The following is a 25,004-nucleotide window of genomic DNA, read 5'->3' as shown; positions in this document are numbered from 1 at the left end:
ATTGGGGATGAATCTACCGCTCGTATTAAACGTGCTGGTTTTTGCCGCCCTCCTTTTGCTGTTGGCGCAAACCCGCCATAAGCAATGGAGCCTGGCTAAAAAAGTGCTGGTCGGCCTGGTACTTGGTGTGGTGTTCGGTTTGGCACTGCAACTGGTTTACGGCGCGGACAACCCGGTACTGAAAGCGTCTATCGGCTGGTTTAACATCGTCGGTAACGGCTATGTACAGCTGCTGCAAATGATCGTGATGCCACTGGTTTTCGCCTCTATCCTGAGCGCGGTAGCCAAGTTGCACAACGCTTCCTCGCTGGGAAAAATCAGCTTCCTGACCATTGGTACCCTGCTGTTTACCACGCTGATTGCCGCACTGGTGGGCGTATTGGTCACCAACCTGTTCGGGCTGACTGCAGAAGGTCTGGTCCAGGGCACACAAGAAACGGCTCGTTTGTCGGCGATCGAAACCAACTACGCGGGTAAAGTGGCCGATCTGAGCGTACCGCAACTGATCCTGTCATTTGTACCGAAAAACCCGTTTGCCGATCTGACCGGGGCTAACCCAACGTCAATCATCAGCGTGGTGATTTTCGCTGCCTTCCTGGGTGTGGCTTCGCTGCAACTGCTTAAAGATGACCAACCGAAGGGCCAGCGCGTGCTGGTAGCTATCGATACCCTGCAAGCCTGGGTGATGAAACTGGTCCGTCTGGTGATGAAGCTGACGCCTTACGGCGTACTGGCGTTGATGACCAAGGTCGTTGCAGGCTCAAATATTCACGACATTATCAAGCTGGGCAGCTTTGTGGTTGCCTCTTACCTTGGTCTGGCGATCATGTTCGTGGTTCACGGCCTGCTGCTGAGCTTCACCGGCGTTAATCCGCTGAAATTCTTCCGCAAAGCGTGGCCGGTGCTGACCTTTGCCTTCACCAGCCGTTCCAGCGCTGCCAGCATCCCGCTGAACGTCGAAGCACAGACTCGCCGTCTGGGTGTGCCGGAGTCGATTGCCAGCTTCTCGGCTTCATTTGGTGCCACTATTGGTCAGAACGGTTGTGCGGGTCTCTACCCGGCAATGCTGGCGGTAATGGTTGCGCCAACCGTAGGCATCAACCCTCTGGACCCACTGTGGATCGCAACGCTGGTCGGTATTGTTACCGTCAGTTCAGCCGGTGTTGCCGGTGTGGGCGGTGGTGCGACCTTTGCTGCGCTGATTGTTCTGCCAGCGATGGGCCTGCCGGTAACCCTGGTCGCCCTGCTGATTTCGGTTGAACCGTTGATCGACATGGGCCGTACCGCGCTGAACGTTAGTGGTTCGATGACCGCAGGTACCGTCACCAGCCAACTGATGAAGCAGACCGACAAAGCCATTATGGACAGCGAAGACGAAGCGGAACTGGCTCACCGGTAACCCTAGACTGATTTGCAACTGAACCGGCGCCCAGGCGCCGGTTTTTTTTCGCCAGGACTGCCAATGATATCTCATTAGTATTAGTGTGTAGCAAATAGGATCCGTGGAACCCATTATGATTGAAACCCGCCTGCTACATCAGTTCATCGCCGTCGCCGAGGAATTGCACTTCAATCGCGCAGCGCAACGGCTGCATATGGCGCAGCCCCCGTTGAGTCAGGCTATTCGTCGGCTGGAGCATGAGATCGGCGCTCCCCTGTTTGAACGCACCAATCGCAGCGTGTCGCTCACACCTGCCGGAACCGACTTTCTGGCAACGGCAAGAAAGGTGTTGCGCCTGCTTGATGAAGGCGTCGAACAGACTAGGCGGGTAGCGCAAGGCATCGAAGGCCATCTCACGTTAACCTTCATCAATATCGCCCCCTATAACGCATTGCTAGGCGCATTGCAGCGCTTCCGCGCTGCATTCCCCGCCATCTCCTTCACGATGCGTGAGGCCACGACTCAAGAGCAAATCGAGGCTCTGGAACATGGCCGCGCCGAGCTCGGTTTCATGAGGCCACCGGGAAGGACAGCTCCGGAGCTGCACTTCGAGCGCATTCTGCGCGAACCCATCGTGATCGCTCTGCCAACCACACACCCTCTCGCGTGCCACGAAATCATTCCACTGACCGCACTGCGCGATGACGCCTTCGTATCGTCACCACGGCACCTGGGCCAGGGCTTCCATGACCAACTGGTTGAGCTTTGTGCAGCGGCGGGGTTCATGCCACGCATTGCCCAACAGGCGCGGCAGCTGCACACTCTGGTTGCGTTGGTGGCCAGCGGCTTCGGCGTAGCACTGTTGCCCGCGTCACTGGCGCAGGAGGGTCGCAAAGACGTGGTATTCCGACCAATCCAGGTCAATGCACCAGACGCACTGCGGCATGTGGAATTGCTGATGGCTTGGAACCCGCACAAGCCATCTTCAATTCGCGACAAACTGATCGATGAGGTGCGAGATGCCATGGCATCGGCACCCTTGATTGAAACTTGATAAGTCTTGTTTCGGTACAAATAAGATATTTTACACTCAGGAGCGGTCACTCCATCATCGTGCCATTGCCAAACGGAGGTACATGATGACAGATCGACGCTCAGACGAGCTTTTCAAAGACAAGGTAGCTATCGTCACCGGTGCTGGCCGCGGGCTTGGCAACGCTTACGCCAAAGCCCTCCTGGAGCGTGGTGCAAGGGTAATCGTTAGCGACCTGGGTACCGGCCTGACCGGCGATGGTGCTGACCCAGACGTAATGAGCGAAGCGGTTCATGACTTGCAGGCCGACCCTGGTTCGTTCATCACCCACAACGGGCGCCTGGATAACGAGATGGGTTGCCAGCAACTTGTAGCGCTGGCCATCAAGCAATTCGGCGCGCTGGATATCCTGATCCATAACGCTGGTTGGGTCGGCTATCAGCCCATTGAGACACAGGAAGAGGTATTCCTTGAGCGCTCCCTTGGCATCAACGTGCGTGCGCCTATCTGGTTGAGCAAGCACGCCTGGGTGCATCTCAAACGTTCCCCATCACCTCGGATCGTGCTGACAACCTCTGACCGTGCCATGTATCAACGCTACGCGCAGCCAGGCCTGACGGCCTACGCCGCTGGCAAGATGGCCCAAGTCGGCATCATGAATGCCCTGAGCATGGAAGGAAAACCGGACGGCATCCTGGTCAACGCTATCTCTCCGGTGGCTAAAACCCGCATGTGGGGGATCACGCAGTCTCCCACAGACCTCAAGCCCGAGTGGGTGGTGCCAGGCTTGCTGTATCTGGCCAGCTCGTTATGTCAAGACACAGGCGTGATCCTGCGCGCCAGCAACGGCCAGTTCACCGCCACCCGCTTTTGTGAAAACCCAGACGTAACCTATCCTACGGATCTGGCGCGCATTGAGTGTGCCAGCGTGGAAGACGTCGCCCACAATTGGCAACGCATCAAGGAGTTTGGCGATGCGTGACGGGGGTCATCTGCACAAGATCGCCGAAGTCCGCGCCGACCTTGGCGAGAGTCCTGTCTGGGATAAAGACAACCGCCTTTTGTACTTCGTCGATATCTCTGGTGGCAAGATTAACGTGATGACCCCGCAAGCACGGGTGGCAACCGTTTATCAATCATCGGCACGCATCGGTGCTCTGGCCCTCACGGATAGAGGCAATCTGATCTTCACCGAAGACGCGCGGGTTGCCATTCTTGATCCCAAACAAGGAGTGGTCCGCACGCACTCCAGCGCAGTCCATAACCAAGCCAGTTATCGGTTCAACGATGGGGCCTGCGATCCGCAAGGACGCTTTATCACCGGCCTGATGCACGAGGGGCCGAACCGTGAGGCCGGAGCGCTGTACCGCTATGACAGTGAACTAAACGCCCAAGCGATCCAGAGGAATATCGCACTGCCTAATGGCCTGGCCTGGTCGGAAGATGACCAAACGCTGTTCTTTGTCGATTCCATCGCACAATCAATATTTCGGGCCGCTTATTCGACCTGCGGGGAACTGGAGGCCGTAATGCGCTTCGCCGAAACCTCGGCAGAACTGGGACGTCCCGATGGTATCGCCCTGGATCGAGCCGGAGGGCTGTGGGTCTGTATGTTCAACGGAGGATGTTTGCTGCGCTACGACCGTAACGGCAGCCTGAGCGGGCGCGTCGCCATGCCCGTACCGCGCCCCACCAGTTGCTGCTTTGGCGGGGAAGGTCTGGAAACCTTATTCATCACCACGGCGCGCTTTGCCATGACGGCTTCAGAACTGGCTGAATACCCTGATTCTGGGGACCTCTTTACTATTCGTCCAGCCATTGCCGGTGTTCCACGTCACTTGTTCAAAGAGTGCAAGATAGGCGAATAGCAGAGTAGTTGGATTTTATAAACCGAGGAGAGATTTCGAAGGCTGGGCGAGAAAGCGTAGGGGTGAAGCTATGCTCAGCCCCCTACAACTACGGCAAGCTTAAAACGGATAGTCGTGATAACCCATTTGCGCTGAAATCAGACGAGCGGCGGTATGTAACTGCGCCACGTAGCCCTCTTTGCCTTCTTCAGAGAAACGGATGGTCGGGAAGGAGATGCTCAAGCCCGCGATCACCACGCCAAAACGGTCAAACACGGGCACCGCGATGCAGCGCAAGCCTTCTTCCTGTTCTTCGATATCTTCGCCAAACCCCTGCTCACGTACCTTATCCAATAGCGGCAGTAACTCTGCAGCGCTGGCGATGGTGTGCGGAGTGCTGCGGGTAAACTCGACATGGGACAGGATTTCTTCCACTTCGCCGCGATCGCGCCAGGCTAGCAAGACTTTACCAATCGCGGTGCTGTGCAGCGGGTTGCGGCGACCGATGCGTGAATACATACGCAGGTTATACATGGAGTCGATTTTGTGGATATAGACGATGCTGTCTTCATCCAGCGCCCCCAGGTGGATGGTCTCACGCGTCTGGTTAGACAGTTCACGCATCTGGATGTCTGCACTGCGGATCAAATCGACGTTTTGCAGCGATTTGGCACCCAGTTCAAACAGCTTGAGGGTCAGCGAATATTTCTCCGACTCCCCTTCCTGTGAGACATAGCCCAGCGACTTCATGGTTTGCAGGAAACGGTAAACGGTACTTTTGGACATCATTACCCGCTGTGAAAGCTCGGTAATGCCGATCTCACGCTCATCACCCAGTGCCTGCAGGATGCCAAACACTTTCAGCACTGATGAAACGGAATCCGGTTGTTTGTCTAGATCTGCGTTAGCCATGGTTAATACCTTAACTTAACTATTTTTGTTTTAGGAAATTTGAACAAGAGTTTCAGTATAATCGGAACATTTCACCCCATGCAATGGAAGTTGCGCAATATTCGCCATTATTGATGGGATTAGCGGCAGACATCCCACTACTTTTACATTTAGCACAGAAACGGCGGGTGCATTCGGCGGGAAATATGATTAGCATTGTAATATTCCCCCTGTTTAATAACTACCTCCATGACAACGCTTGCAAATTCCGACGGCTTACCGGTCCCGCAACGCTACGGAGCAATCCTGGCCATTGCGCTAGGCATTACCGTTTCAGTGCTTGACGGAGCGATCGCCAACGTGGCCTTGCCGACCATCGCCCGCGATCTTAACGCCAGCCCGGCCAGCTCGATCTGGGTGGTCAATGCCTATCAGTTGGCGATCACCATCTCGCTGCTATCGCTGGCTTCCTTGGGCGATCTGATTGGCTATCGCCGTATCTATCAGGCTGGTCTGCTGGTATTCAGCATTACCTCGTTATTCTGCGCACTGTCCGATTCGCTATTAACACTGACGATTGCCCGCGTGCTGCAAGGGTTTGGTGCCGCGGCGATTATGAGCGTCAATACCGCCCTGATCCGCATTATTTATCCGCAACGCTTTCTTGGCCGAGGCATCGGCATAAACTCGTTGATCGTAGCCTTCTCCTCCGCCGCCGGGCCTACGGTCGCCGCCGCCATTTTATCGGTGGCCTCCTGGCAGTGGCTTTTTGCCATCAATCTGCCGATCGGCATCGTCGCACTGATGCTAGGGATGAAATTTTTGCCGGCTAACAGCCAGAAAAGCAGCAATCAGCGCTTTGACCCTACCAGCGCGGTGATGAATGCCCTGACGTTTGGCCTGCTGATCACCGCCATCAGCGGTTTTGCCCAAGGCCAAAGCCTGCTGCTGATTGCCGCTGAAATCGCGGCGTTGCTGGTGATTGGTTACTTCTTTGTGCGCCGTCAGTTGCGGCAGACATCCCCTTTACTGCCGGTGGATCTGCTGCGCATCCCTATTTTTGCGCTGTCGATGGGCACCTCGATCTGCTCTTTTGCCGCCCAGATGCTGGCCATGGTGTCGTTACCCTTCTTCCTGCAGGCCTCTCTGGGCCGTGACGAGGTGGCGACGGGTTTGCTGTTAACTCCCTGGCCGTTGGCCATTATCGTGATGGCGCCGATTGCAGGCCGCCTGGTGGAGCGTGTTCATGCGGGGTTACTGGGAGGGATTGGTTTGGCGACCTTCGCGCTCGGCTTGTTCCTGCTAGCGCTGTTGCCACATAACCCGACGGATCTGGATATCATCTGGCGCATGGTGCTGTGCGGTTCGGGCTTTGGGTTATTCCAATCGCCCAACAACCACACCATTATTTCTGCCGCCCCACGCCACCGCAGCGGCGGAGCCAGTGGCATGCTGGGCACAGCGCGATTATTGGGGCAAACCTCTGGCGCGGCGCTGGTGGCTCTGATGTTCAACCTATTCCCCACCAGCGGCACACACGCTTCGTTGGTGTTGGCGGGGATCTTCGCCAGCGTCGCTGCCGTAGTGAGTTGCCTGCGCATCACTCAACCCCGTGCGAATCTCGCTGAACCTGGCAAATAGCTTATCGGACGCAGCATGCGTGTTATCTGCGGCGCCCGCTTGAATAGCAAAAACCCCGGCGAGCCGGGGTTTTCGTTTGATACCGGGTTATTTCAGATACTGGCCGGAACGCAGCGCTTCGATACGCTTGTCCAACGGCGGGTGTGACATAAACAGCTCGCTGAACGACTTGGATTTGCCGTTGATGCAGAAAGCCATCAGGGTGCCCGCTTCCTGCGGTTCATAGCTGGTTTTCAAACGTTGCAGCGCAGCGATCATCTTCTCGCGGCCGACCAGTTTGGCTGAACCCGCATCGGCGTGGAATTCACGATGACGTGAGAACCACATGGTGATAATGCTGGCCAGAATACCAAATACCAGCTCCAACACCATCGAAACACCGAAGTAAATCATCGGGTTGCCGTTACCTTCGCCTTCCCCATCACGGTTGCCTAGGAAACCGGCGGCCACCTGGGCAATCAGGCGCGACACGAAGATCACGAAGGTGTTCACCACCCCTTGGATCAGCGTCATGGTCACCATGTCGCCATTGGCAACGTGGCTGATTTCGTGGGCGATCACCGCTTCCGCCTCATCACGGCTCATGCTTTGCAACAGGCCGGTACTGACCGCCACCAGCGATGCATCGCGGCGAGCGCCGGTCGCAAAGGCGTTGATGTCCGGTGCCTGGTAGATGGCCACCTGCGGCATGGCGATACCCGCCTGCTGCGATTGGCGGCGCACCGTGTCCAACAGCCAGCGTTCGGTTTCGTTACGCGGCTGCTCAATCACTTCCCCACCGACGGAGCGTAGCGCCATCCATTTGGACATCAGCAGTGAAACAAACGCACCGCCAAAACCGAACAGACCGGCCATGATCATCAGGCCCTGAACGCTACTGGATTGGATCCCTGTCAGGCTAAGCACCAGCCCGAAAACCAACATCACCGCCAGGTTGGTGAGCAGGAACAAAGCTATACGCATCATAGAATGTTTACTTCCTCGTTATTTGTTAACAAAACGCGACCTCAGATACCCAGATCTTATGGGCATTGGTCACAATTTCAAGATTGGCAGGCCATTAAGCCACTAAAAATACGTAACTTTACAAAGTCACGAAGAAACAAGGGTTTTACAAAGTGTAAACGATTTCTGAGCCCAGAGTGGAGACCTCAACAGAAATTTTAGTGCGGGTATGGCAAAAAAAAAGCGCACCCGAAGGTGCGCTCGATAGCGTTAAACCCGCAAATAACTTACTTGGTGGCGGCCGTCTGTTGCGATGGCTGCTGCTTTTCATTATTGGCCAGATCCAGTGCGATCTTGACCGTTTCATCCAGATACGGATCCGGTTCCTTGTAGTCCTTTGGCAGGTCTTCCAGGGACTTCAACGGTTTCTTACCCTCACGCTCAAGACGCTCATTAATACGCTTCAGGCGCGTAGCATCATCGTCATGGTTCTCTTTCTCACGGGTAGCCAGATTGAGAGAAACGATGTTGCGCTTGTCTTTCAACGCCTTGTAATGGGCAATATCCTGCGCGATGTATTGGAACTCGGGATCCTTGGCGATACGCTGCGCATGGTCTTTCAGCAGTTGCGGTTCAAACGGCTTCAAATCACCGGTTTTGGTGTAGGCAGCTGCATTAATGCTATCCCACGGCATGGCGTTATCTTCGAAGCTCTCGCCGGTTTCTGCCGGATCGATCCCCGTTGGCATCAGAATATCTGGCGTAACGCCTTTACGCTGGGTACTGCCACCGTCAACGCGATAGAACTTCTGGATGGTGTACTGGACAGAACCCAGTGCAGGCCATTCAGGACGCAGCATCTGATCGTAAATCCGGTTCAGTGAACGGTACTGCTGCACCGTGCCTTTACCAAAGGTAGGCTCGCCCACGATCAGCGCACGACCATAGTCTTGCATTGCCGCAGCAAAAATCTCGGAAGCGGAGGCGCTGAAGCGGTCAACCAGCACCACCAGCGGGCCTTTGTAGTAGACAACGCCGTCGTTATCCGCATCTTCGCGGATCTTGCCGTTGTTATCACGCACCTGAACAACCGGGCCACTTGGGATAAACAGACCAGAAAGCGATACCGCCTCGGTCAATGCCCCACCGCCGTTGCCACGCAGATCGATAATCAGACTGTCGACGTTCTGCTTGGCCATCTTTTGCAGCTGAACTTTGACGTCATCGGTCAGGCCGACGTAGAAGCCAGGGATGTCCATCACTGCGACCTTCTGCTTGCCGACGGTCTTGATAGTCATTTTAACTGCGCGATCTTCCAGGCGGATACGCTCACGAGTCAGCGTAACTATCCGGGTTTTGGTGCCTTTACCTGCCGGCAGGATCTCCAGGCGAACCTTGCTGCCCTTCGGCCCTTTGATCTGCGAGACGACGTCGTCAAGACGCCAGCCGATCACGTCAACCATCGGTTTGCCTGCCTGGCCAACGCCGACAATACGGTCACCTACGGCGATCGCCTTGCTCTTGGCTGCCGGGCCGCCTGCCACCATGGAGTTGATCACGGTGTAATCATCATCCATCTGCAACACGGCACCAATCCCTTCAAGCGAGAGACTCATCTCGGTATTGAACTGTTCGGTATTGCGTGGAGACAGGTAGTTGGTGTGCGGATCGATTTCGTGGGCAAACGCGGTCATGATCAGCGAGAACACGTCTTCGCTGTTGCTTTGCGTCAGGCGTTTGATCGCAAACTGATAACGCTTGGTCAGTGTGTCACGGATCTCTTTATCCGTTTTGCCGGTCAGCTTCAGGTTCAACTGATCGTATTTGACCTTGGCATCCCACAGGCGGTCCAATTCTGCCTTGTCTTTCGGCCACGGCGCTTTGCTGCGGTCGACGTCAATGGTGTCGTTGCCGGTGAAGTTCATCGGCTTGTCGAGCAACGATAGCGCATACTGATAGCGCTCAAAGCGGCGTTTTTGCGCCAGATTGAACAGCGCATAAGGCGTAACCAGTTTGCCGGATTTCAGCTCTTCACCCAGCGTGCTGCGTTTGTCGGCAAATTGCGCGACGTCAGAGGCCAGCAGCACATTATGGCTGTAGTCCAGCATATTCAGGTAGCGATCGAAGATCTTGCCTGAAAAATCCGCATCCAGAGCAAACTGGCGATAATGAGAGCGAGTGAAGCGCGAGGTTACGCGCTCACTCACGGTTGCATGTTCAGCTTCCTGCTCAAGCTTGGGCAGTTGATCGATGCGGATGTTGGCTGTATCCGCTCCGTAACTGACACCCGCCCACAGCAAAGCCGCAACTGCGGTTAATCTGACAAATTTGTTCATGCCTTGGTTGGCCTCCGTATCAGAACTGCAAGTGTTCTGCGCGCACAATCATCGCCAGACCGGAGGAGAGCTGTACACGAACGCCATCTTTGGCGATTTCGAGTACGGTTGCGTCCATCGCGCTCTGACCTGCTCTGACTTTGATTTCCTGGCCAATTTGCAGTTTTGAGATGTCTGTGACTGGCACATGACGCGGCTGGCTGGCCTCTTTGGCTACACGAGGTTCACGAGCTTGCTGTGGGCGTGCTTGTTGTGGGCGCGGCTTGCGGTTCTCTGCTGCGGCTCCGCCTTCACGACGTACGGCTGGCTTTTTGCCGGCAGGACGCGGACGACGAGGCTCGGCAGTGGCAGACTCACCAGCAGCTTCACGTTTTTTGGCATTCTGTTCGGCACGCTGTGCCTGAACGCGCGCTTTGGCTTCTTCAAGCTGCTGGCGAGCATGATCGACATGCTGCTGTTCCAGCTCACCGCACGGGTTACCGTCCAGGTCTACACGCTGGGCGCCAACTTTGACACCGTACAGGTAACGCCAGCTTGAGGTATACAGGCGCAAAGCTGAACGCAGCTGCGTTTTGCTGAGGTTCTCTTCCCCTTGTACACGTTCTACCAGATCCTGAAAAATACCGATTTTCAGCGGGCGTGCTTCGCCTTCGGCGCTAAAGCAGAGCGGGAAACGCTCGGCAAGAAAAGCAATGACTTCTTTAACTGTGTTCAACTTGTGTTGATTTTCCATGAAATTTCCTGATTACAACGGGTTGCCAACAAGCCGCAGGCATGAACAGGCGTCATTATAATGACGCCATCGCTAAATGCCACGTTAACCGTAGATCAACTTGCCGCTACAGTGACATATTTCGCAAAATTGCTCTGTGCCAGCCGTGCGCAAAGCCCCGCCACCACTGCTTTCAGGCCGATTTCGTCCTGTTCATCGAAGCGTTGATAAACTGTGCTGTCGATATCCAGAACACCGATGACCTGACCACTGACGTCTAACGGCAACACAATTTCCGCGTTGCTGGCGGCATCGCAGGCGATATGTCCTGGAAATGCATGAACATCGCCAACGCGCTGCACCTGGTTCTGCGCCGCTGCCGTACCGCACACGCCCTTACCCAACGGGATCCGCACGCAGGCAATCTTGCCTTGGAACGGACCTAGCACCAGTTGATGGCCTTCCATCAGGTAAAAACCGACCCAGTTCACGTCATCAAGACGCTCATTGAGTAGCGCACTGGCGTTAGACAATGCGGCGATAAAATTATCTTCCCCATCCAGCAATGCGCTCAAATCGCGTTTTAATTCCGCGTAGAATGATTCTTTAGTCATGATTAACCGTTCAAATACTCAAAATAGCTTCGACTTAACCCGTATAAAATAAGCATTAAATGCGTATAGCCACAAGGTTAATCATCTGTTGCTTCACAAAACACGGTACAACAGGGTATGTTTGCCGTCTAAAAATCATTTGTAACCTGCGATGCTAATCCCTTTTTACCGGTTGATAGCATTGACGGGTTGGTTTTCAAGCTACGCTAAGTAGACCTCAGGTCGCCAAACAGCATTCATGATGAAGATACTCGCCATTACCGGCCCGCTCTCCAAGGCTCGCCACCAACGCTGTTGTGAATGCGATTTGCTGTTCACGTTGCCGCCGTTAACCCGCAATCAGGCCGCCTACTGCCCACGTTGCAACGCCAAAGTGGTGAATGGCCGCGACTGGTCAATGACCCGCCTGACCGCGGTAGCCGTCACCATGCTGTTACTGATGCCCTTTGCCTTTAGCGAGCCGTTGATCAGCATCCGCCTGCTCGGCACGAAGATTAACGCTAGCCTGTTGGAAGGCATCTGGCAAATGAGCAGCCAGGGGGATCCGTTTACCGCCAGCATGGTCGCCTTCTGCACCATCGGCGCGCCGTTGACGCTATCTCTGTCATTGCTGTACCTGTGGTTTGGCCATGCGCTCGGCATGAACCTGCGGCCAGTGCTGCTGATGCTGGAACGCCTGAAAGAGTGGATCATGCTCGATATTTACCTGATCGGTATGGTGGTCGCGGCGATCAAGGTCAAGGAATATGCAGATATTGAACCCGGCAGCGCCCTGATTGCCTATCTGGCATTGACCCTGCTCAGCCTGCTGACGCTGATCCACATGAACCTGGAGCAGATGTGGGAACGCTACTATCCGCAGGAACAGCCAGAGGGCAAACCAGAGGCATTACACGTCTGCCTCGCCTGCCATTTTACCGGTTTTCAGGATGAGCGTGGCCGCTGCCCCCGCTGTCATGTGCCGATGTGTCATCGCCAACCTTACAGCCTGCAAAAAACCTGGGCCGCGCTGATTGCCGCCATCGTGCTGCTGATCCCCGCCAACCTGCTGCCGATCTCGGTGGTCTACGCCAACGGCGCGCGTATGGAAGATACCATTTTCAGCGGCGTCGTTTCGCTGGCCAACTCGGGCAACATGCCAATCGCCGCCATCGTATTTATCGCCAGCGTCCTGGTGCCCTTTACCAAGGTGATCGTACTGCTGGTGCTGCTGTTCAGCATTCATTTCAAAACGTCGCACAGCCTCAAAACCCGCATCCGGTTGCTCCGGCTGGTCACCTGGGTTGGCCGCTGGTCGATGCTCGATCTGTTCGTGATCTCGTTGATGATGTCGCTGATCAATCGCGACCAACTGTTTTCTTTTACTATGGGGCCAGCAGCTTTTTACTTTGGGTCTGCGGTTATTTTAACTATCCTTGCCGTACAGTGGCTGGACAGCCGATTGATTTGGGATGCACATGCAACAGGAAACGCCGAATACGCCGACTGAGGCGCGGGTCAAAAACAAGCGCCGAATCTCGCCATTCTGGTTACTGCCGTTTATCGCCCTGCTGATTGCCGGGTGGCTGGTCTATACCAATTACCAGGAGAGCGGCAATAGTGTCACCATAGACTTCCAGTCTGCGGCGGGTATTGTCGCTGGCCGTACGCCGGTACGTTACCAGGGTGTGGACGTGGGCACCGTGCAAAGCATTTCGCTGAGCAAGGATCTGCGGAGTATCGTGGTTGAAGCCAGCATCAAGAGCGATCTGGAAGACTCACTGCGGGAAGGCACACAATTCTGGCTGGTCACGCCCAAAGCCTCGTTGGCTGGGGTGTCCGGCCTGGATGCACTGGTCGGTGGTAACTACATCGGCATGATGCCGGGCCGTGGCAAACCGCAAACCCACTTCACCGCGCTGGATACGCAGCCGAAATACCGCCTGAATACCGGCGAGTTGATGATCCACCTGCAAGCAGACGACCTCGGTTCCCTGAACACTGGCTCGCTGGTCTATTATCGCAAGATCCCGGTCGGTAAAGTGTATGACTACACTATTTCGCCGGGTAACAAGGGCGTGATCATCGACGTGCTGATCGACCGCCGCTTTGCCAATCTGGTGAAGGACAACACCCGTTTCTGGAACGTTTCCGGTTTTAAAGGCGATTTCAGCCTGTCCGGCGCCAGCGTGCAGATGGAGAGCCTGGCCGCGCTGGTAAACGGTGCGATAGCCTTTGACTCCCCGCTAGACAGCAAGCAGGCCAAGGCCGATCAAAACTATACGCTGTATCCGGATCTGGCCCGTAGCCAGCGTGGGGTTAACATCTCACTGGACCTGCCCGACGGCAATAGCCTGAGCGAGGGCCGCACGCCGCTGATGTATCAAGGATTGCAGGTTGGCACGCTGACTCGCCTGGCCCTGCAACAGGATAGCAAGGTCACCGGCGAACTCACCATCGATCCTTCGGTGGTCGATCTGATGCGCAGCGGCACGCGCATTGAGATGCGTAGTCCAAAAGTCAGCCTTAACGACGCCAAGCTGAGTCAGCTGTTAACCGGTAACACCCTGGAATTGGTGCCGGGTGAAGGCGAACCCCAGCAGCATTTTACCGTGTTGGACAGTAGTAAAACGCTGCTGCAACAGCCTGGCGTGGTGACGGTCACCTTGAATGCCCCGCAAAGCTACGGCATCGACGTTGGGCAACCGTTAATCGTGCACGGTATCAAGGTCGGGCAAATCCTGACCCGTACCCTGACCGACGGCGGTGTGACCTTTACGGCAGCGATCGAAGCTCAGCACCGCAGCTTGCTGCATAAAGACAGTAAATTCGTGGTCAACAGCCGGGTGGATGTCAAATTCGGGCTGGACGGCGTGCAAGTGTTAGGTGCCAGCGCTCAGGAGTGGCTAGACGGTGGCGTACGCCTGATCCCTGGGGGTAAAGGCGAACCGGACGCGCAGTATCCGCTGTACAGCAACGTGGAAAAAGCCGCCGAGGGCATCGTCGGCAACAGCCCACTGCCCACCTTGACGCTTACCGCCACCAGCCTGCCAGATGTGCAAGCTGGCTCGGTGGTGTTATACCGCAAGTTCCAGGTGGGGGAGATTGTCAACGTACGGCCCAAGGCCAACGAGTTTGACGTTGAGGTTTATATCAGCCCGGAATACCGCAAGCTGTTAACCAGCGAAAGCATTTTCTGGGCGGAAGGCGGTGCCAAGGTGCAATTGAACGGCAGCGGCCTGACAGTGCAGGCTTCCCCGCTCAACCGCGCGCTGAAAGGCGCTATCAGCTTTGATAACCTGCAGGGCGTAACGCTGGATAAAGGGGCCAAACGCGTGCTGTACGCCTCAGAAACCGCCGCTCGCGCCGTGGGTAGCCAGATCACGTTACGCACCTATGATGCCAGCAAACTATCCCCTGGCATGCCAATACGCTATCTGGGCATTGATATCGGCCAGCTTGAATCACTGAAACTGGCACCGGAGCGTAACGAGGTGTTGGCCAAAGCAGTATTGTACCCAGAGTATGTGAAAACCTTTGCCCGTCTCGGCAGCCGTTTCGCCATCGTTTCACCGGAGATTTCTGCCGCTGGGGTCAATAATCTTGACTCCCTGTTGCAGCCCTATATCAACGTGGAACCCGGCCACGGCGGATCAATGCGTACTTTTGAGCTGCAGGAAGCCAGCATTACCGACTCCCGCTACCTGGATGGCCTGAGCGTGATCCTGGACGCCGCCGAGACCGGTTCGCTGCAAATCGGCACGCCGATCCTGTTCCGTGGCATTGAAGTGGGTACCGTGACCGGTTTCTATCTGGGGGCGATGTCAGATCGCGTGCACGTCTCGCTGCGAGTCAGCAAGAAATACCAGCATCTGGTGCGTAACAACAGCGTCTTCTGGCTGGCCTCTGGCTATAACCTGCAGTTTGGCCTGACGGGCGGCGTGATCAAGAGCGGTACCTTCCAGCAGTTTATTCGCGGCGGTATTGCCTTTGCCACCCCACCTAGCATTCCACTGGCCCCTAAAGCCACGCCGAACAAACACTTCCTGCTGAATGCGGAAGAGCCTAAAGATTGGCGCGAATGGGGCACCGCTATCCCTAGGGACAACTGATAGTTCTCGGCAGGGTTCAATGTTCTGAGCCCTGCCGCTCCCCCCAAGATAATCCATACCATTACTGCTTTGCCATCCATCCCATTGATCGAAACTTGTCGGTATTCTCAGGCAGGCAGTTTATGGTAAACTAGCCCCTTCGATTTTTTTCCGCCCTGAGAGCTCCCTGTGGCTAAACCTGCTCCTGCTTTTTTGCCTCCTGCTTTTCTCGACGCAACTCGCGCCATCATGCCTGACCATTTATCCATGGATGACTTCATCGCTATTTGCCAGCAACCCTTGCGGCGTAGCCTGCGGGTCAACACGCTGAAAATCAGCGTTGCGGACTTTCTGGTGCTGGTCAAAGACTACGACTGGCGGCTGGAACCCATCCCCTGGTGCCCCGAAGGCTTTTGGATCGAGCGCGATGACGATGCATTACGGCTGGGCAGCGCGGCGGAGCATCTAAGCGGCCTGTTCTACATTCAGGAAGCCAGTTCCATGCTGCCGGTGAGCGCCCTGTTTGCCGAGCGTGAAACCCCGCGCCGAGTGCTGGATGTCGCCGCAGCGCCGGGTTCCAAAACCACCCAGATCGCCGCGTTGATGGGCAATCAGGGCGGCATTGTCGCCAATGAATATTCGGCCAGCCGAGTCAAGGTGTTGCATGCCAACATCAGCCGCTGCGGCGTCAAAAATACGGCGCTGACCCATTTCGACGGCCGGGTGTTTGGCGCAGCCTTACCGGAAAGCTTTGATGCCATCCTGCTGGATGCGCCCTGCTCTGGTGAGGGCGTGGTGCGTAAAGATCCGGATGCCATGAGCAACTGGTCGCCAGAAAGCGTAGCCAGCATCGCGCAAACCCAGTGGGAACTGATCGACAGCGCCTTCCACGCCCTGGCCCCCGGCGGCGTGATGGTTTACTCCACCTGCACGCTGAATGCCCAGGAAAATCAACAGGTGATACATCAACTGTTGGCAACCTATGGCGACGCCGTCAGCATTGAGCCGCTGGGTGACCTGTTCCCACAAGCGCAACTGGCCCTCACTCCAGAAGGCTTCCTGCACGTATTCCCACAGATTTATGACAGTGAAGGCTTCTTCGTCGCCCGGCTACGCAAAAATCACAGCGTTTCGGCATTGGCCAAACCGAGCTATAAGCTGGGCAAGTTCCCTTTCGCCCCACTTTCGGCCCAGGAGTCCGCACTGGTGGCGCAGGCTGCCGCAGCCTCGGGTTTGGTCTGGGATGAAACCAGTAAATTATGGGCGCGGGATAAAGAAATCTGGCTGTTTCCAGCCGCGCTGGAGCCTTTGGTCAGCAAAGTGCGTTTTTCCCGCATTGGCGTAAAGTTGGCGGAACGCTTCCCAAAAGGGTTCCGCTGGCAGCATGAGGCGGTGATCGCCTTGGCGGCCAGTGACAACCCACAGACTTTTGAGCTCGATGCAGCACTGGCACAGGAATGGTTCCATGGCCGCGATCTCTATCCCGCGCAACCCCCACAGAGCAATGAGTGTATCGTTACTTATCAGCATCAGCCGCTAGGGCTGGCCAAACTGATCGGCAGCCGGATTAAAAACAGCCTGCCCCGCGAACTGGTGCGCGACGGAGTACTGGATTTCCATCAATAACGTCTAATAGGCGACGGTAACCGTGACAGTGTCACTATAACTCCCCGCTGGCTGGTTGTTTTGCGACAGGTTAACCGAGGCGGTATAGGGAAAGGATTGCGAGGTACCCGTGCCCGTCGCGTTGCTATTGGTGGCGGCGGTCCAAACGGTGCTATCCCCCTTGAACAGCTGATACTGAATATAGCTGGTGGTGCCGTTTACCGTAGACGCCATTTGCCGATATTGCCCCGAACTGGCGACGCTGCTGGTCAGGTTGACCGAGTAGCTGGCGTTGAGGGTGCAACGTACGCTGATGGTATTGGACACAACCGTAGTGAGGCCAGACGGCAACGCCGCGCTACCGAACCCGACATTTGGCGCGCTGTCGATATAGCAAAAATTGGTGACAACCAGCGACAGGCTGATATTGGCGCCGGACGTTATACTCCCGGTGTCCGCGACACAAATGGGGCCAAGCGCAATCGAGCAGATGCTCCAGTCCCAAGCGATCGGAATGGTATCCGTATAAGTGCCAGCAGCCAGATTAGAGTTCATTTGTGGCCGGATAAAAATCGGCAGCGTGCTGTTTGGCCCGGTAAACAGGCCTAGTAAATCCAGTGCGGTAGTACTGGTCCAGGTAATGACGCTGCCCTGATTATACAGGGTGCTACAGCCACCCTCCTTGCACAGACTGTATGGTAGATACTGGCCGGTTGCCGCACTGTATAAACGCGGCTGGTTGCCAACTGGATGTAAAGTCGCACCGATGGTGGCCTTAATGGTGTTAGTACCGCCAATATTAAGCAGCGAGCCGGTACATTTCAGCCCGCTACTGACAGAGGTGGTTAACGGAGTCGTGCTGACGTCAAAGGAATTTTGTGTGCCCAGGCTGCCCGCGGTTGCAGGGGCGGTGCAGCCCGCCCAACCGAATGGCATAACCCCCACTAACAGCAGCAATGCCAATCCTGCTCGCATCCATCGTAATAACATAATCATGATTTTTTCTCTTCGGCACTGCCTTGGCAGACCAGCGGCCCGACCTGTTCAATGCTGTGATAATTGGGGTTCAGGTCGAAATCCACACGGCACATTGAGCGGTCGTCCTGCTGAATACTTAACTGGCCGTGGGATTGTAAATGTGAGAAGTACACCAGCCCGTCATAGCCGACAACGGTGGTTTGTTGCGTGGTTTGTTCCGTGACCAACGTGCCCAATTTCAGCGGTTGCCCGGCGGTGTCATGCAACGTGATATTGGCCGAGAGGACTTTTTGTACCGGGAATTTCACCACCATCCCGCTGCCTTGCTTAACGGCAATGCGATTGTTGACCTGGTTAGCCACCACGTCCGCCGGTAACGGCAGTGTGTCGATCTCGACCTTGGCCGGATAGTACGAACTGATCGACGGGATCAACAGGTGCCCATTGCTGTCGGTGGTGCCCATCTTCTGATTCTCATACAGCACCGAAACCCCGGCATAATTATCGGTATCCACCACGATAAACGCGTCGTTGATCTTGTCCGACAGGAACCAGGAGTTAGCCATGAACACCACTGAGCCGCTCAGGTCTGCCCAGTTGGTATATTCTCCTTGTGGGCCGAAGATGCCGCCTTGCAGCGTGGCATAGCGGGTTTTCCAGGTGGCATCGGCCTGTTGATAGGCATCGCCACCACCGCTGTAAGCCAGGTTCCAGCCCATGCCGCCATCCGTGGGAGCCGCCTTGCTGGCCCCCACCTGATGCTGATAATGCCCATTATTGTTACGTGCTAACCCTGCATTGAGGCTGACATCACTACCCAGTGGAATAATGAATTGCAGCTGCGCACTGTAACCGTTATCCCCCAACGTTTTATTGAGTGAGACAAACATGCTGCTCTGGCCCCACAGGGCACGGCTGTAAGAGAAGTTCACCAGGCGGGTATGCGAGTTGTCATAGGCCTGCACGTCGTAATAGCCCAAGCCCAAGGTGCCATTACTCGAGCCAAACGGCGAAGCGCTGAAGGTGGCCTGATCGGATTGGCGGCTCAGGCGGGTATTGCTGGTGTAAGACGTGAGATCCTGATAACCCACGGTGCGCGATGCCCGCTGTGCCGAAAAGCTAAATAACGTCGAATTATAGGAGTAGCCCAGTGTGTACTGGCTACCGTCTTTTTTGTCCGTCACGTTAGTGCCCAGCGGATTGTCTATATTCTGATTGGGGTCGGGCATACCTGGCGTATTCGGCCGGACAATCTGGTCGTTCACCACGTCGCTGGTCGCCACCGGCGGATGATTAGCCTTGCTCTGGCTGGCAGACAGGCTGAGCGTACCCCATGTTCCCACCGCGATATCGGCCCCCAACCCGCCGAGTGCCAGCCCTTGCGTGGCCTCGCTGTGCCCGGAAAGCGTCAGATAATTACTCAGCCCGTAGCGGTAAATCCCGCTGAAAGCCGCGTCGGAATAATCGCCGTTGGAGATGCCATAATCCTGGCGCACCGCGCCGAGTGACACATCAAAGTCGCTCAGGTTTTTACGCAACAGGGTGTTGGAAACATAAAACGGCACCGTGGTCGATACCTGGCGCCCGACCGCATCGGTGGTGACGATCGTCGCTTCACCAGCCCCGTTGATGTAAGGCACATTGGTGAGGGTAAACGGCCCGGAGTTCAGATTATTGCTGCTGGCCTTAAAGCCGTTGAGAAATAAATCCACGGTGCTGGGGACCGCTGCGGTACCGCTATATTGCAGCAGCGGATAGGTCACCAGATCCGGGCGCAGGGCAAAATTGCGACTGATGCGTAATCCCCCCATGCGGGCCGAATTACTCCAGGTTAGCGAGTTGCTGACAAAATCCCCCAGTTGGTAGCTGATCAGATCTTGTTCATCGCTATAACGCCAGAACGTATCGTAGCGCAGATAGCGGTCTTGTACGGCACTGCCGCCCTCGCCCGATGCGGTGTCGATATTGTAGCGATAGGTCCCAGTGTTACTGATAAACCCCAGGTTGCTAAACAAACGCTGCTCCATCCAGGTGGCAACCGATCTGGAGCCTTCGTGGGGGTCGGTATAATAGGAGTCGTAGTTTAGCAACAGACCGGTGCTGCTTTGGGCCATCGTGTAATTCATCAGCTCGCCGCCGCCGACGTCCTGTTTTGGCAGCCAGGCATCCGGTACCTGAAAAATCAGCTGCTGGGCGGCAGAATCATATTTCACCTTCACCCCAGGCAACTCCTCGACCTTAATCAACCCTTGCTGACCCTTGGTCTGCACGTGGTTCTTTGCCAGCACGCCGGCCTCCACGTAATACGCATTGTCCCGATAGGTCACAGGAACCACCTGCCCGTCGCTCTGACCATTGACGACCAGGGTCAGGTAGAACATCGCATTGGTGATCACCGGTGCCGCACGCGGGGCATCGGGCAATGATGAGTATTCCTGCGCCTGAACGCAGAAGGTACTCAGGCAAAGCAGGCACAGACCGCCCCGGCAATTCAGCGGATACTGATGACCGGAACGAGTAATGGCTCGGATCGGCATTAGTCGCGCTTCCTGCCGCTATTCGCCGCGTGGAATGACGATGGGTTTGGTGTTATCGGCAATTTGCGCATTGAGTTGCGCACCAGGGCTAACCCCGGCAGGAACCGGCCAGCGCATCGACTGCCCAGGCAAGACGTAGCCCATAAAACCCGCGATCATGGTTTTCACGCCCTGCTGTTGGTTGCCTTTCTCCGACCAGAACACATTACTCAGCCGCGCATGCACAATGCCGCTATTACGCACCTGCAAATAGGTTTTCCCGCCGTCATTGACCGTGTGCCATTGCAACACTGGGCGCGTCGCCGTGGCGGCATCACGTTTGATATCGCTACGTTCGTTGGTCCATAAGCCGCCACCATCCATAAACAGCGGCAGCAGATAGCGCATCTGTAACTGCAGCCCGACCACCGCCTTACTTTGCCCCCCGGCAGCGCCGTTGATCGGCGACGGGATTTCATCAACGATGATGCGGTAGGCCTGCTCAGTATTGGCCGGTACCGGCGTATTGCGGATCAGCCTGATCAGTTGGCGTTGCCCCGGTGGTACGGTGGCAAAAGGTGGGCTGGCGACCACGTTATTCTGATCGGCATAGCGCTCGTTAAAATTTTCCTGTTTCCACGCCAGCACCCGCACCTGTAGAGAAACGGGTTCTGCCCCGCGATTTTCCAGCCATAAGGCGGAACCGTTCTGATCGGACTCAATGATTTGATATACCGGCCAGACCAGCACCGAGCTGGCGGATTGTGCCGTGATTGAAGCACACAGGGTGTAACTCAATACTACAGCGCTGATCATACGGGTAAACAAGGTAGACATGGCTCATATCCTGATGATTCAATAAGTTAATGTTACGGTGACCGTATCGGTATAAGTGCCTGCCGAAGGCAGTGTGGTCACGGCGTATAACCGGGCATAAACCGGGTAAGTTTGTGTGGTGCTGGGAAAACTGGGGATAGACATCACCAATGCGCCATTGCCCCAGACCTGACTACGGTTGGCATCGCGAAACAGCTGATAACCCAGCGTGTCGCTATTGGCGCTGTTTTGCATAAAACGCCGGGTAGCGCTGCCCCCGTGGATGCCGTAATCCATGGCTATGCTGACGGTCGCTCCCGGCGTACAGGTCACTACCACCGAACCGGCACCGGCGGTGCTCACGGTATCGACATTACTGGCAAGGGTCGTCATGGTGCCAAAATTGATGGTGCCGAGGTTGGATGTGGGGCTGGAAAACGAGCTGCCAAAAGCACAGCCGTTGGTCAGGGTTGCCGTCACGGTAAAGGTGGTGGTAGTTGGCGTGGCAGCACGTAGCGCACCGCACATCATCAACGGCAGCATGAGCAAGGAGACATGGCGCATCAATGCCCCCGCTACCAGGACACGGTGACATTCACCGTATCCAGATAAATACCGGCTGCCGGTGTGGTTTGCGCGGGAACACGGCCATAGACGGTGTGCCATTGATCGGCTCCGTTGCCAGTGTCACTCAACCCGGTGGTGTTATCCCAAATCGTTCCCCCAGGTTGGTTGGTGTAAAGGTTGTACAACACGCTAGCCGAGCTATTGGTGGTATTTACCATTTTGCGATTCGTAACCACGCCGCTGCTGCCCCCATCCAGCAAGATTTTATAACTCAGACCACTGACGCATTTGACACGGATTGAGCCGGCAAACTGGGCGCTGGTCGCGTTGATCACAGTGTTCACAGCGGCAAAATTGCCGAAATTCATCGTGCCAAAGCTGGTATTGCCAGACGTCGTTGTTCCCGCTTCACAGGCGGGCAGCAACGTAGCCGCAATACCGATCGTCGCCGCCTGGCCTAAGGAAATGTTGAGCAGCAAAGACTGCGACAAGATCGCTGGCAACAGCAGCAATACCCTGATCCCCATGCTCATTCCTTCCCGTATAGAAAACCAGCCAGGGGCTGATTCGCCCCCGACGGAATAACAGCCTTACCAGGAAAGCGTGGCGACTACGGTATCGTTGTAAGTCCCTGCGGTTGGTGTGGTACTGAGTTGGTCGCCAGGTAATACGCGGCCATAAATCGGGATGTTTTGCGCCGTGGTGCCCGTCGTTAAAGCAATCGGTGTATTAATGGCGATTTCCGTGGTACGTGCACTATCAGAATAGAGGCGATAAGGAATGGTGTCGCCGCCGGAACTCATGGCGCGCAGCCCGCCCGTTGCCGCCAGACCGCCATTGAGCGACAGCGTCGGGCTAAGGCCGTTGCTGCAGGTGATGGTGACTGCGCTGGAGCCATTGGCACCAAACACCGTACCGTTGATTACGCTGGTCAGATCGGAGTAACTGCCAAAGTTCAAGGTCCCCCATTGGTTGGTGCCGCCAGTCGCGCCGCCATTACCCACGGTACAGCCGCTACCGATCGTCAACTGAATACCGACTTGCCCTGTCAAGGTCCCCGCCGCCTGCACACCAGAAGCCAACGTCAAGGTTGCAGCAGCCAACAAGGCCAGTAATAAACGTTTTTTTTCGCCCATGATAACTCCCAATAACAACTTACACCGATGTGTATTCATGCAACCAGGTTGCGTATGGAAATTCTCTGGTGGACTCACGCACTGCCAAAAACTGCCAAAGGACGACGCTCAAGCCGGGTTCTGTTTTTTTGCAAGGGAACCCTGACGGTAACAACCTGATGAAACAGGCTATCGTGGTTAAATATAGATTAATAAATTTAGCTTAAGCGGAATTTATCTGCTTTGAATGAAATAAGAATAAAAAACCATTTTCCATGTTATTAACAAACTTTACTCCAGCAAAGCGCGCTATACCTCGACTTTAAAATTGTTAAGGAGTGCGATAGTGAGGAACGTTAATATTTATCGTGACTATTAAGTAAGCATTGATGGTTGGGTCTAGTGCCACGGCAGCGTCCCGCGGACCAATGGCTACTTTTTTTGTGACTTTTTCGCCTGTTTGTCTATGCTTATTGGGTGGTCACAACTGGTCACACCTCATACCACTAGTTTCAGCAAGGAGTTCCAATGGGCAAAACCGTCGTGAAAATAGGCAGCTTCGAGGTTGATGACGCGCATTTAACGCCAGCATCTGAACACGCCGAAGGGAAAAGCACCCTGGCGATCCCCTGCAAATCGGACCCCGACCTGTGCATGCAGCTAGACGGTTGGGACGAGCACACCAGTATTCCGGCTATGCTGGATGGCCAACAGTCGCTGCTGTACAAACAGCATTACGATCGACATGCGGATGCCTGGGTGATGCGGCTGGAGTAGAGAGGTTCAGGAGAAAGGACGCGCCGTGTTCCCATTGGGCACGGCACGTTGTTTTATTCGATGGCGATACCGCGCCCGGCAAAGAAACGGCCAAAATCTGCCAGTGACATTGTCACCTTCTGGCGACTGGCAAGGCTATCACCGGAAGGATTATGAAAGGTAACGCTATGCCGATCTGCAGCGAACACCAACACTAGATGCCCACCCCGCGCTGGCGGCTGTGCCGCTGGCTGCCGGATACTCGGATGCACCGAGGCGATAAAATAGCGGTGTTGCTCCAGCAACTGCGGCAACTGACGTTCATCGAGATTGACTCGCACCTCTGCCGTTAGCGCAAACTGTTCACGCACAAACACCACAAAGGGCGCATAAATCAGCCCCTTGATCCGTTCGCCGTCGCGCACATAGGCCCCGTAAGGCATGCTGCGGCGTGCCAGCTCCAGCAAGGGCGGCGCCGTGCCATCCCGGTGCGTCAGCACCATTTTCAGACAGGCCATGCCGCACACGTGGTTGGCCCACTCAACATATTCCGCCTGGCTGGCCGCCCCGCTCTGCACCCAATTGGCATCATCCGCCAACGTGGCACGCCCGGCAATCAGATCGGCAGCCAGCTCTGGCGTCGCCCATTGGCACACGTAGGGCACTTCAGGCTGAGACATCACTCAGAATTTTTCGATAACCTTGAAATGCATCAACACCAGCGTCATATCCGGTGAGAACAGTTCATACTCTTCGAAGAAGCGTTTGTGCTCTTTGCGCCAGTAATCCAGCGAGCGATCGCCTTCCCCCTCAGCCAGAGCATGAGCAGCATCCACTTGCTCATAGGTGCTCATATCCACCTTCGTCAGCTCAATGGCGCACACCGGCTCATTCTTGCCGTCCACCACTACAAAGACATCGCCAGGCTGCGGAATACCTTCGCCATCCAGATTGGAACAGGTGGCGGTTTTGACGCCATCCAGCACCAGCTTCACCAACTCATCCGCCTGCTGTTCGGTATCACCAAACGCCCAACGTTCTACATTTTCATACTTTTCAGGAATGGCCATTGCTTTACCTTTATTGATTGAGTCACAGGTGCTCAGGCAATATTACACCGTATTCCCTCACGTCTGCATCCATCACGTTGCCGCACCGGCTCGCAGCCCCTGCTTTTTACC

At 55.6% G+C, this 25,004-nt stretch carries 22 protein-coding genes; 9 read left to right on the top strand and 13 right to left on the bottom strand.

Annotated features, from left to right (window positions below):
- Positions 1–7 precede the first annotated feature (7 nt).
- The 4 genes from KGP21_RS13365 to KGP21_RS13350 all read left to right on the top strand — a co-directional run bounded on the left by KGP21_RS13365 (position 8) and on the right by KGP21_RS13350 (position 4,282).
- Positions 8–1,399, top strand: coding sequence for an L-cystine transporter (locus KGP21_RS13365; RefSeq protein WP_021804615.1), 1,392 nt, complete (start codon positions 8–10; stop codon positions 1,397–1,399).
- A gap of 115 nt (positions 1,400–1,514) precedes the next feature.
- Positions 1,515–2,435 (top strand): LysR substrate-binding domain-containing protein, encoded by a 921-nt coding sequence (locus tag KGP21_RS13360; protein WP_209522087.1) that lies wholly within the window; start codon positions 1,515–1,517, stop codon positions 2,433–2,435.
- An 82-nt stretch (positions 2,436–2,517) separates the two neighbouring features.
- Positions 2,518–3,396, top strand: coding sequence for an SDR family NAD(P)-dependent oxidoreductase (locus KGP21_RS13355; protein ID WP_223538439.1), 879 nt, complete (start codon positions 2,518–2,520; stop codon positions 3,394–3,396).
- Positions 3,389–4,282, top strand: a complete 894-nt coding sequence (locus KGP21_RS13350) for an SMP-30/gluconolactonase/LRE family protein (protein ID WP_223538438.1) — start codon at positions 3,389–3,391, stop codon at positions 4,280–4,282. Before KGP21_RS13355 ends, KGP21_RS13350 begins: the two co-directional genes overlap by 8 nt.
- Before the next feature lie 99 nt (positions 4,283–4,381).
- On the opposite strand, the gene kdgR is transcribed toward KGP21_RS13350, so the two are convergent.
- The gene (gene kdgR / locus KGP21_RS13345; protein ID WP_021178210.1) at positions 4,382–5,173 is read right to left on the bottom strand and encodes a DNA-binding transcriptional regulator KdgR; all 792 of its coding nucleotides are present in this window, start codon (positions 5,171–5,173) and stop codon (positions 4,382–4,384) included.
- Positions 5,174–5,401: 228 nt separating this feature from the next.
- On the opposite strand from kdgR, the gene KGP21_RS13340 reads away from it, so the two are divergent.
- The gene (locus KGP21_RS13340) at positions 5,402–6,793 is read left to right on the top strand and encodes an MFS transporter (protein ID WP_223538437.1); all 1,392 of its coding nucleotides are present in this window, start codon (positions 5,402–5,404) and stop codon (positions 6,791–6,793) included.
- Positions 6,794–6,880: 87 nt separating this feature from the next.
- On the opposite strand, the gene htpX is transcribed toward KGP21_RS13340, so the two are convergent.
- From htpX to KGP21_RS13320, 4 genes are all read right to left on the bottom strand, one after another.
- On the bottom strand, positions 6,881–7,759 hold the full coding sequence (gene htpX, locus KGP21_RS13335) for a protease HtpX (protein WP_021178212.1): 879 nt from the start codon (positions 7,757–7,759) through the stop codon (positions 6,881–6,883).
- Between the two features lie 266 nt (positions 7,760–8,025).
- A complete protein-coding gene (gene prc, locus KGP21_RS13330; RefSeq protein ID WP_223538436.1) occupies positions 8,026–10,074 on the bottom strand; it encodes a carboxy terminal-processing peptidase in 2,049 nt (682 codons plus the stop codon).
- Between the two features lie 19 nt (positions 10,075–10,093).
- The gene (proQ, locus tag KGP21_RS13325; RefSeq protein ID WP_021804621.1) at positions 10,094–10,807 is read right to left on the bottom strand and encodes an RNA chaperone ProQ; all 714 of its coding nucleotides are present in this window, start codon (positions 10,805–10,807) and stop codon (positions 10,094–10,096) included.
- A 95-nt stretch (positions 10,808–10,902) separates the two neighbouring features.
- The gene (locus KGP21_RS13320; RefSeq protein ID WP_021178215.1) at positions 10,903–11,400 is read right to left on the bottom strand and encodes a GAF domain-containing protein; all 498 of its coding nucleotides are present in this window, start codon (positions 11,398–11,400) and stop codon (positions 10,903–10,905) included.
- 241 nt (positions 11,401–11,641) lie between these two features.
- On the opposite strand from KGP21_RS13320, the gene yebS reads away from it, so the two are divergent.
- From yebS to rsmF, 3 genes are all read left to right on the top strand, one after another.
- Complete coding sequence (yebS, locus tag KGP21_RS13315; protein WP_037374824.1) at positions 11,642–12,889, top strand: membrane integrity lipid transport subunit YebS; 1,248 nt, start codon at positions 11,642–11,644, stop codon at positions 12,887–12,889.
- On the top strand, positions 12,858–15,491 hold the full coding sequence (locus tag KGP21_RS13310) for a PqiB family protein (RefSeq protein ID WP_223538435.1): 2,634 nt from the start codon (positions 12,858–12,860) through the stop codon (positions 15,489–15,491). The genes yebS and KGP21_RS13310 overlap by 32 nt, the downstream gene beginning before the upstream one ends.
- Positions 15,492–15,659: 168 nt before the next feature.
- Positions 15,660–17,096, top strand: coding sequence for a 16S rRNA (cytosine(1407)-C(5))-methyltransferase RsmF (gene rsmF / locus KGP21_RS13305; RefSeq protein WP_209527431.1), 1,437 nt, complete (start codon positions 15,660–15,662; stop codon positions 17,094–17,096).
- Between the two features lie 3 nt (positions 17,097–17,099).
- Here rsmF and KGP21_RS13300 read toward each other — a convergent pair whose 3' ends face one another.
- The 6 genes from KGP21_RS13300 to KGP21_RS13275 form a co-directional block, all read right to left on the bottom strand.
- On the bottom strand, positions 17,100–18,071 hold the full coding sequence (locus tag KGP21_RS13300) for a spore coat protein U domain-containing protein (RefSeq protein ID WP_021804625.1): 972 nt from the start codon (positions 18,069–18,071) through the stop codon (positions 17,100–17,102).
- The gene (locus KGP21_RS13295; RefSeq protein WP_094981818.1) at positions 18,068–20,590 is read right to left on the bottom strand and encodes a fimbria/pilus outer membrane usher protein; all 2,523 of its coding nucleotides are present in this window, start codon (positions 20,588–20,590) and stop codon (positions 18,068–18,070) included. Before KGP21_RS13295 ends, KGP21_RS13300 begins: the two co-directional genes overlap by 4 nt.
- An 18-nt stretch (positions 20,591–20,608) precedes the next feature.
- Positions 20,609–21,406: a molecular chaperone gene (locus KGP21_RS13290; protein ID WP_223538434.1), complete on the bottom strand. Its 798-nt coding sequence runs from the start codon at positions 21,404–21,406 to the stop codon at positions 20,609–20,611.
- A gap of 18 nt (positions 21,407–21,424) precedes the next feature.
- A complete protein-coding gene (locus tag KGP21_RS13285) occupies positions 21,425–21,949 on the bottom strand; it encodes a spore coat U domain-containing protein (protein ID WP_059200598.1) in 525 nt (174 codons plus the stop codon).
- Between the two features lie 11 nt (positions 21,950–21,960).
- Positions 21,961–22,479, bottom strand: a complete 519-nt coding sequence (locus KGP21_RS13280; RefSeq protein WP_223538433.1) for a spore coat U domain-containing protein — start codon at positions 22,477–22,479, stop codon at positions 21,961–21,963.
- A 63-nt stretch (positions 22,480–22,542) separates the two neighbouring features.
- On the bottom strand, positions 22,543–23,088 hold the full coding sequence (locus KGP21_RS13275; protein ID WP_021804630.1) for a spore coat U domain-containing protein: 546 nt from the start codon (positions 23,086–23,088) through the stop codon (positions 22,543–22,545).
- Positions 23,089–23,595: 507 nt separating this feature from the next.
- On the opposite strand from KGP21_RS13275, the gene KGP21_RS13270 reads away from it, so the two are divergent.
- Positions 23,596–23,844 carry a DUF1480 family protein gene (locus tag KGP21_RS13270; protein WP_021178226.1) on the top strand — a complete coding sequence of 83 codons (249 nt, stop codon included), beginning with the start codon at positions 23,596–23,598 and terminating at the stop codon, positions 23,842–23,844.
- Between the two features lie 53 nt (positions 23,845–23,897).
- Here KGP21_RS13270 and KGP21_RS13265 read toward each other — a convergent pair whose 3' ends face one another.
- Together KGP21_RS13265 and KGP21_RS13260 are read right to left on the bottom strand one after the other, a co-directional pair.
- Complete coding sequence (locus KGP21_RS13265; RefSeq protein ID WP_223538432.1) at positions 23,898–24,503, bottom strand: hypothetical protein; 606 nt, start codon at positions 24,501–24,503, stop codon at positions 23,898–23,900.
- Between the two features lie 3 nt (positions 24,504–24,506).
- Positions 24,507–24,893 (bottom strand): ASCH domain-containing protein, encoded by a 387-nt coding sequence (locus KGP21_RS13260; RefSeq protein WP_021804633.1) that lies wholly within the window; start codon positions 24,891–24,893, stop codon positions 24,507–24,509.
- Positions 24,894–25,004: the final 111 nt, after the last annotated feature.

This window comes from Serratia sp. JSRIV004 (assembly GCF_019968705.1).
Lineage (GTDB): Bacteria > Pseudomonadota > Gammaproteobacteria > Enterobacterales > Enterobacteriaceae > Chania > Chania fonticola_B.
Note: the sequence above shows the minus strand (reverse complement) of the source record. Positions and strands in the feature narration are given on the sequence as shown.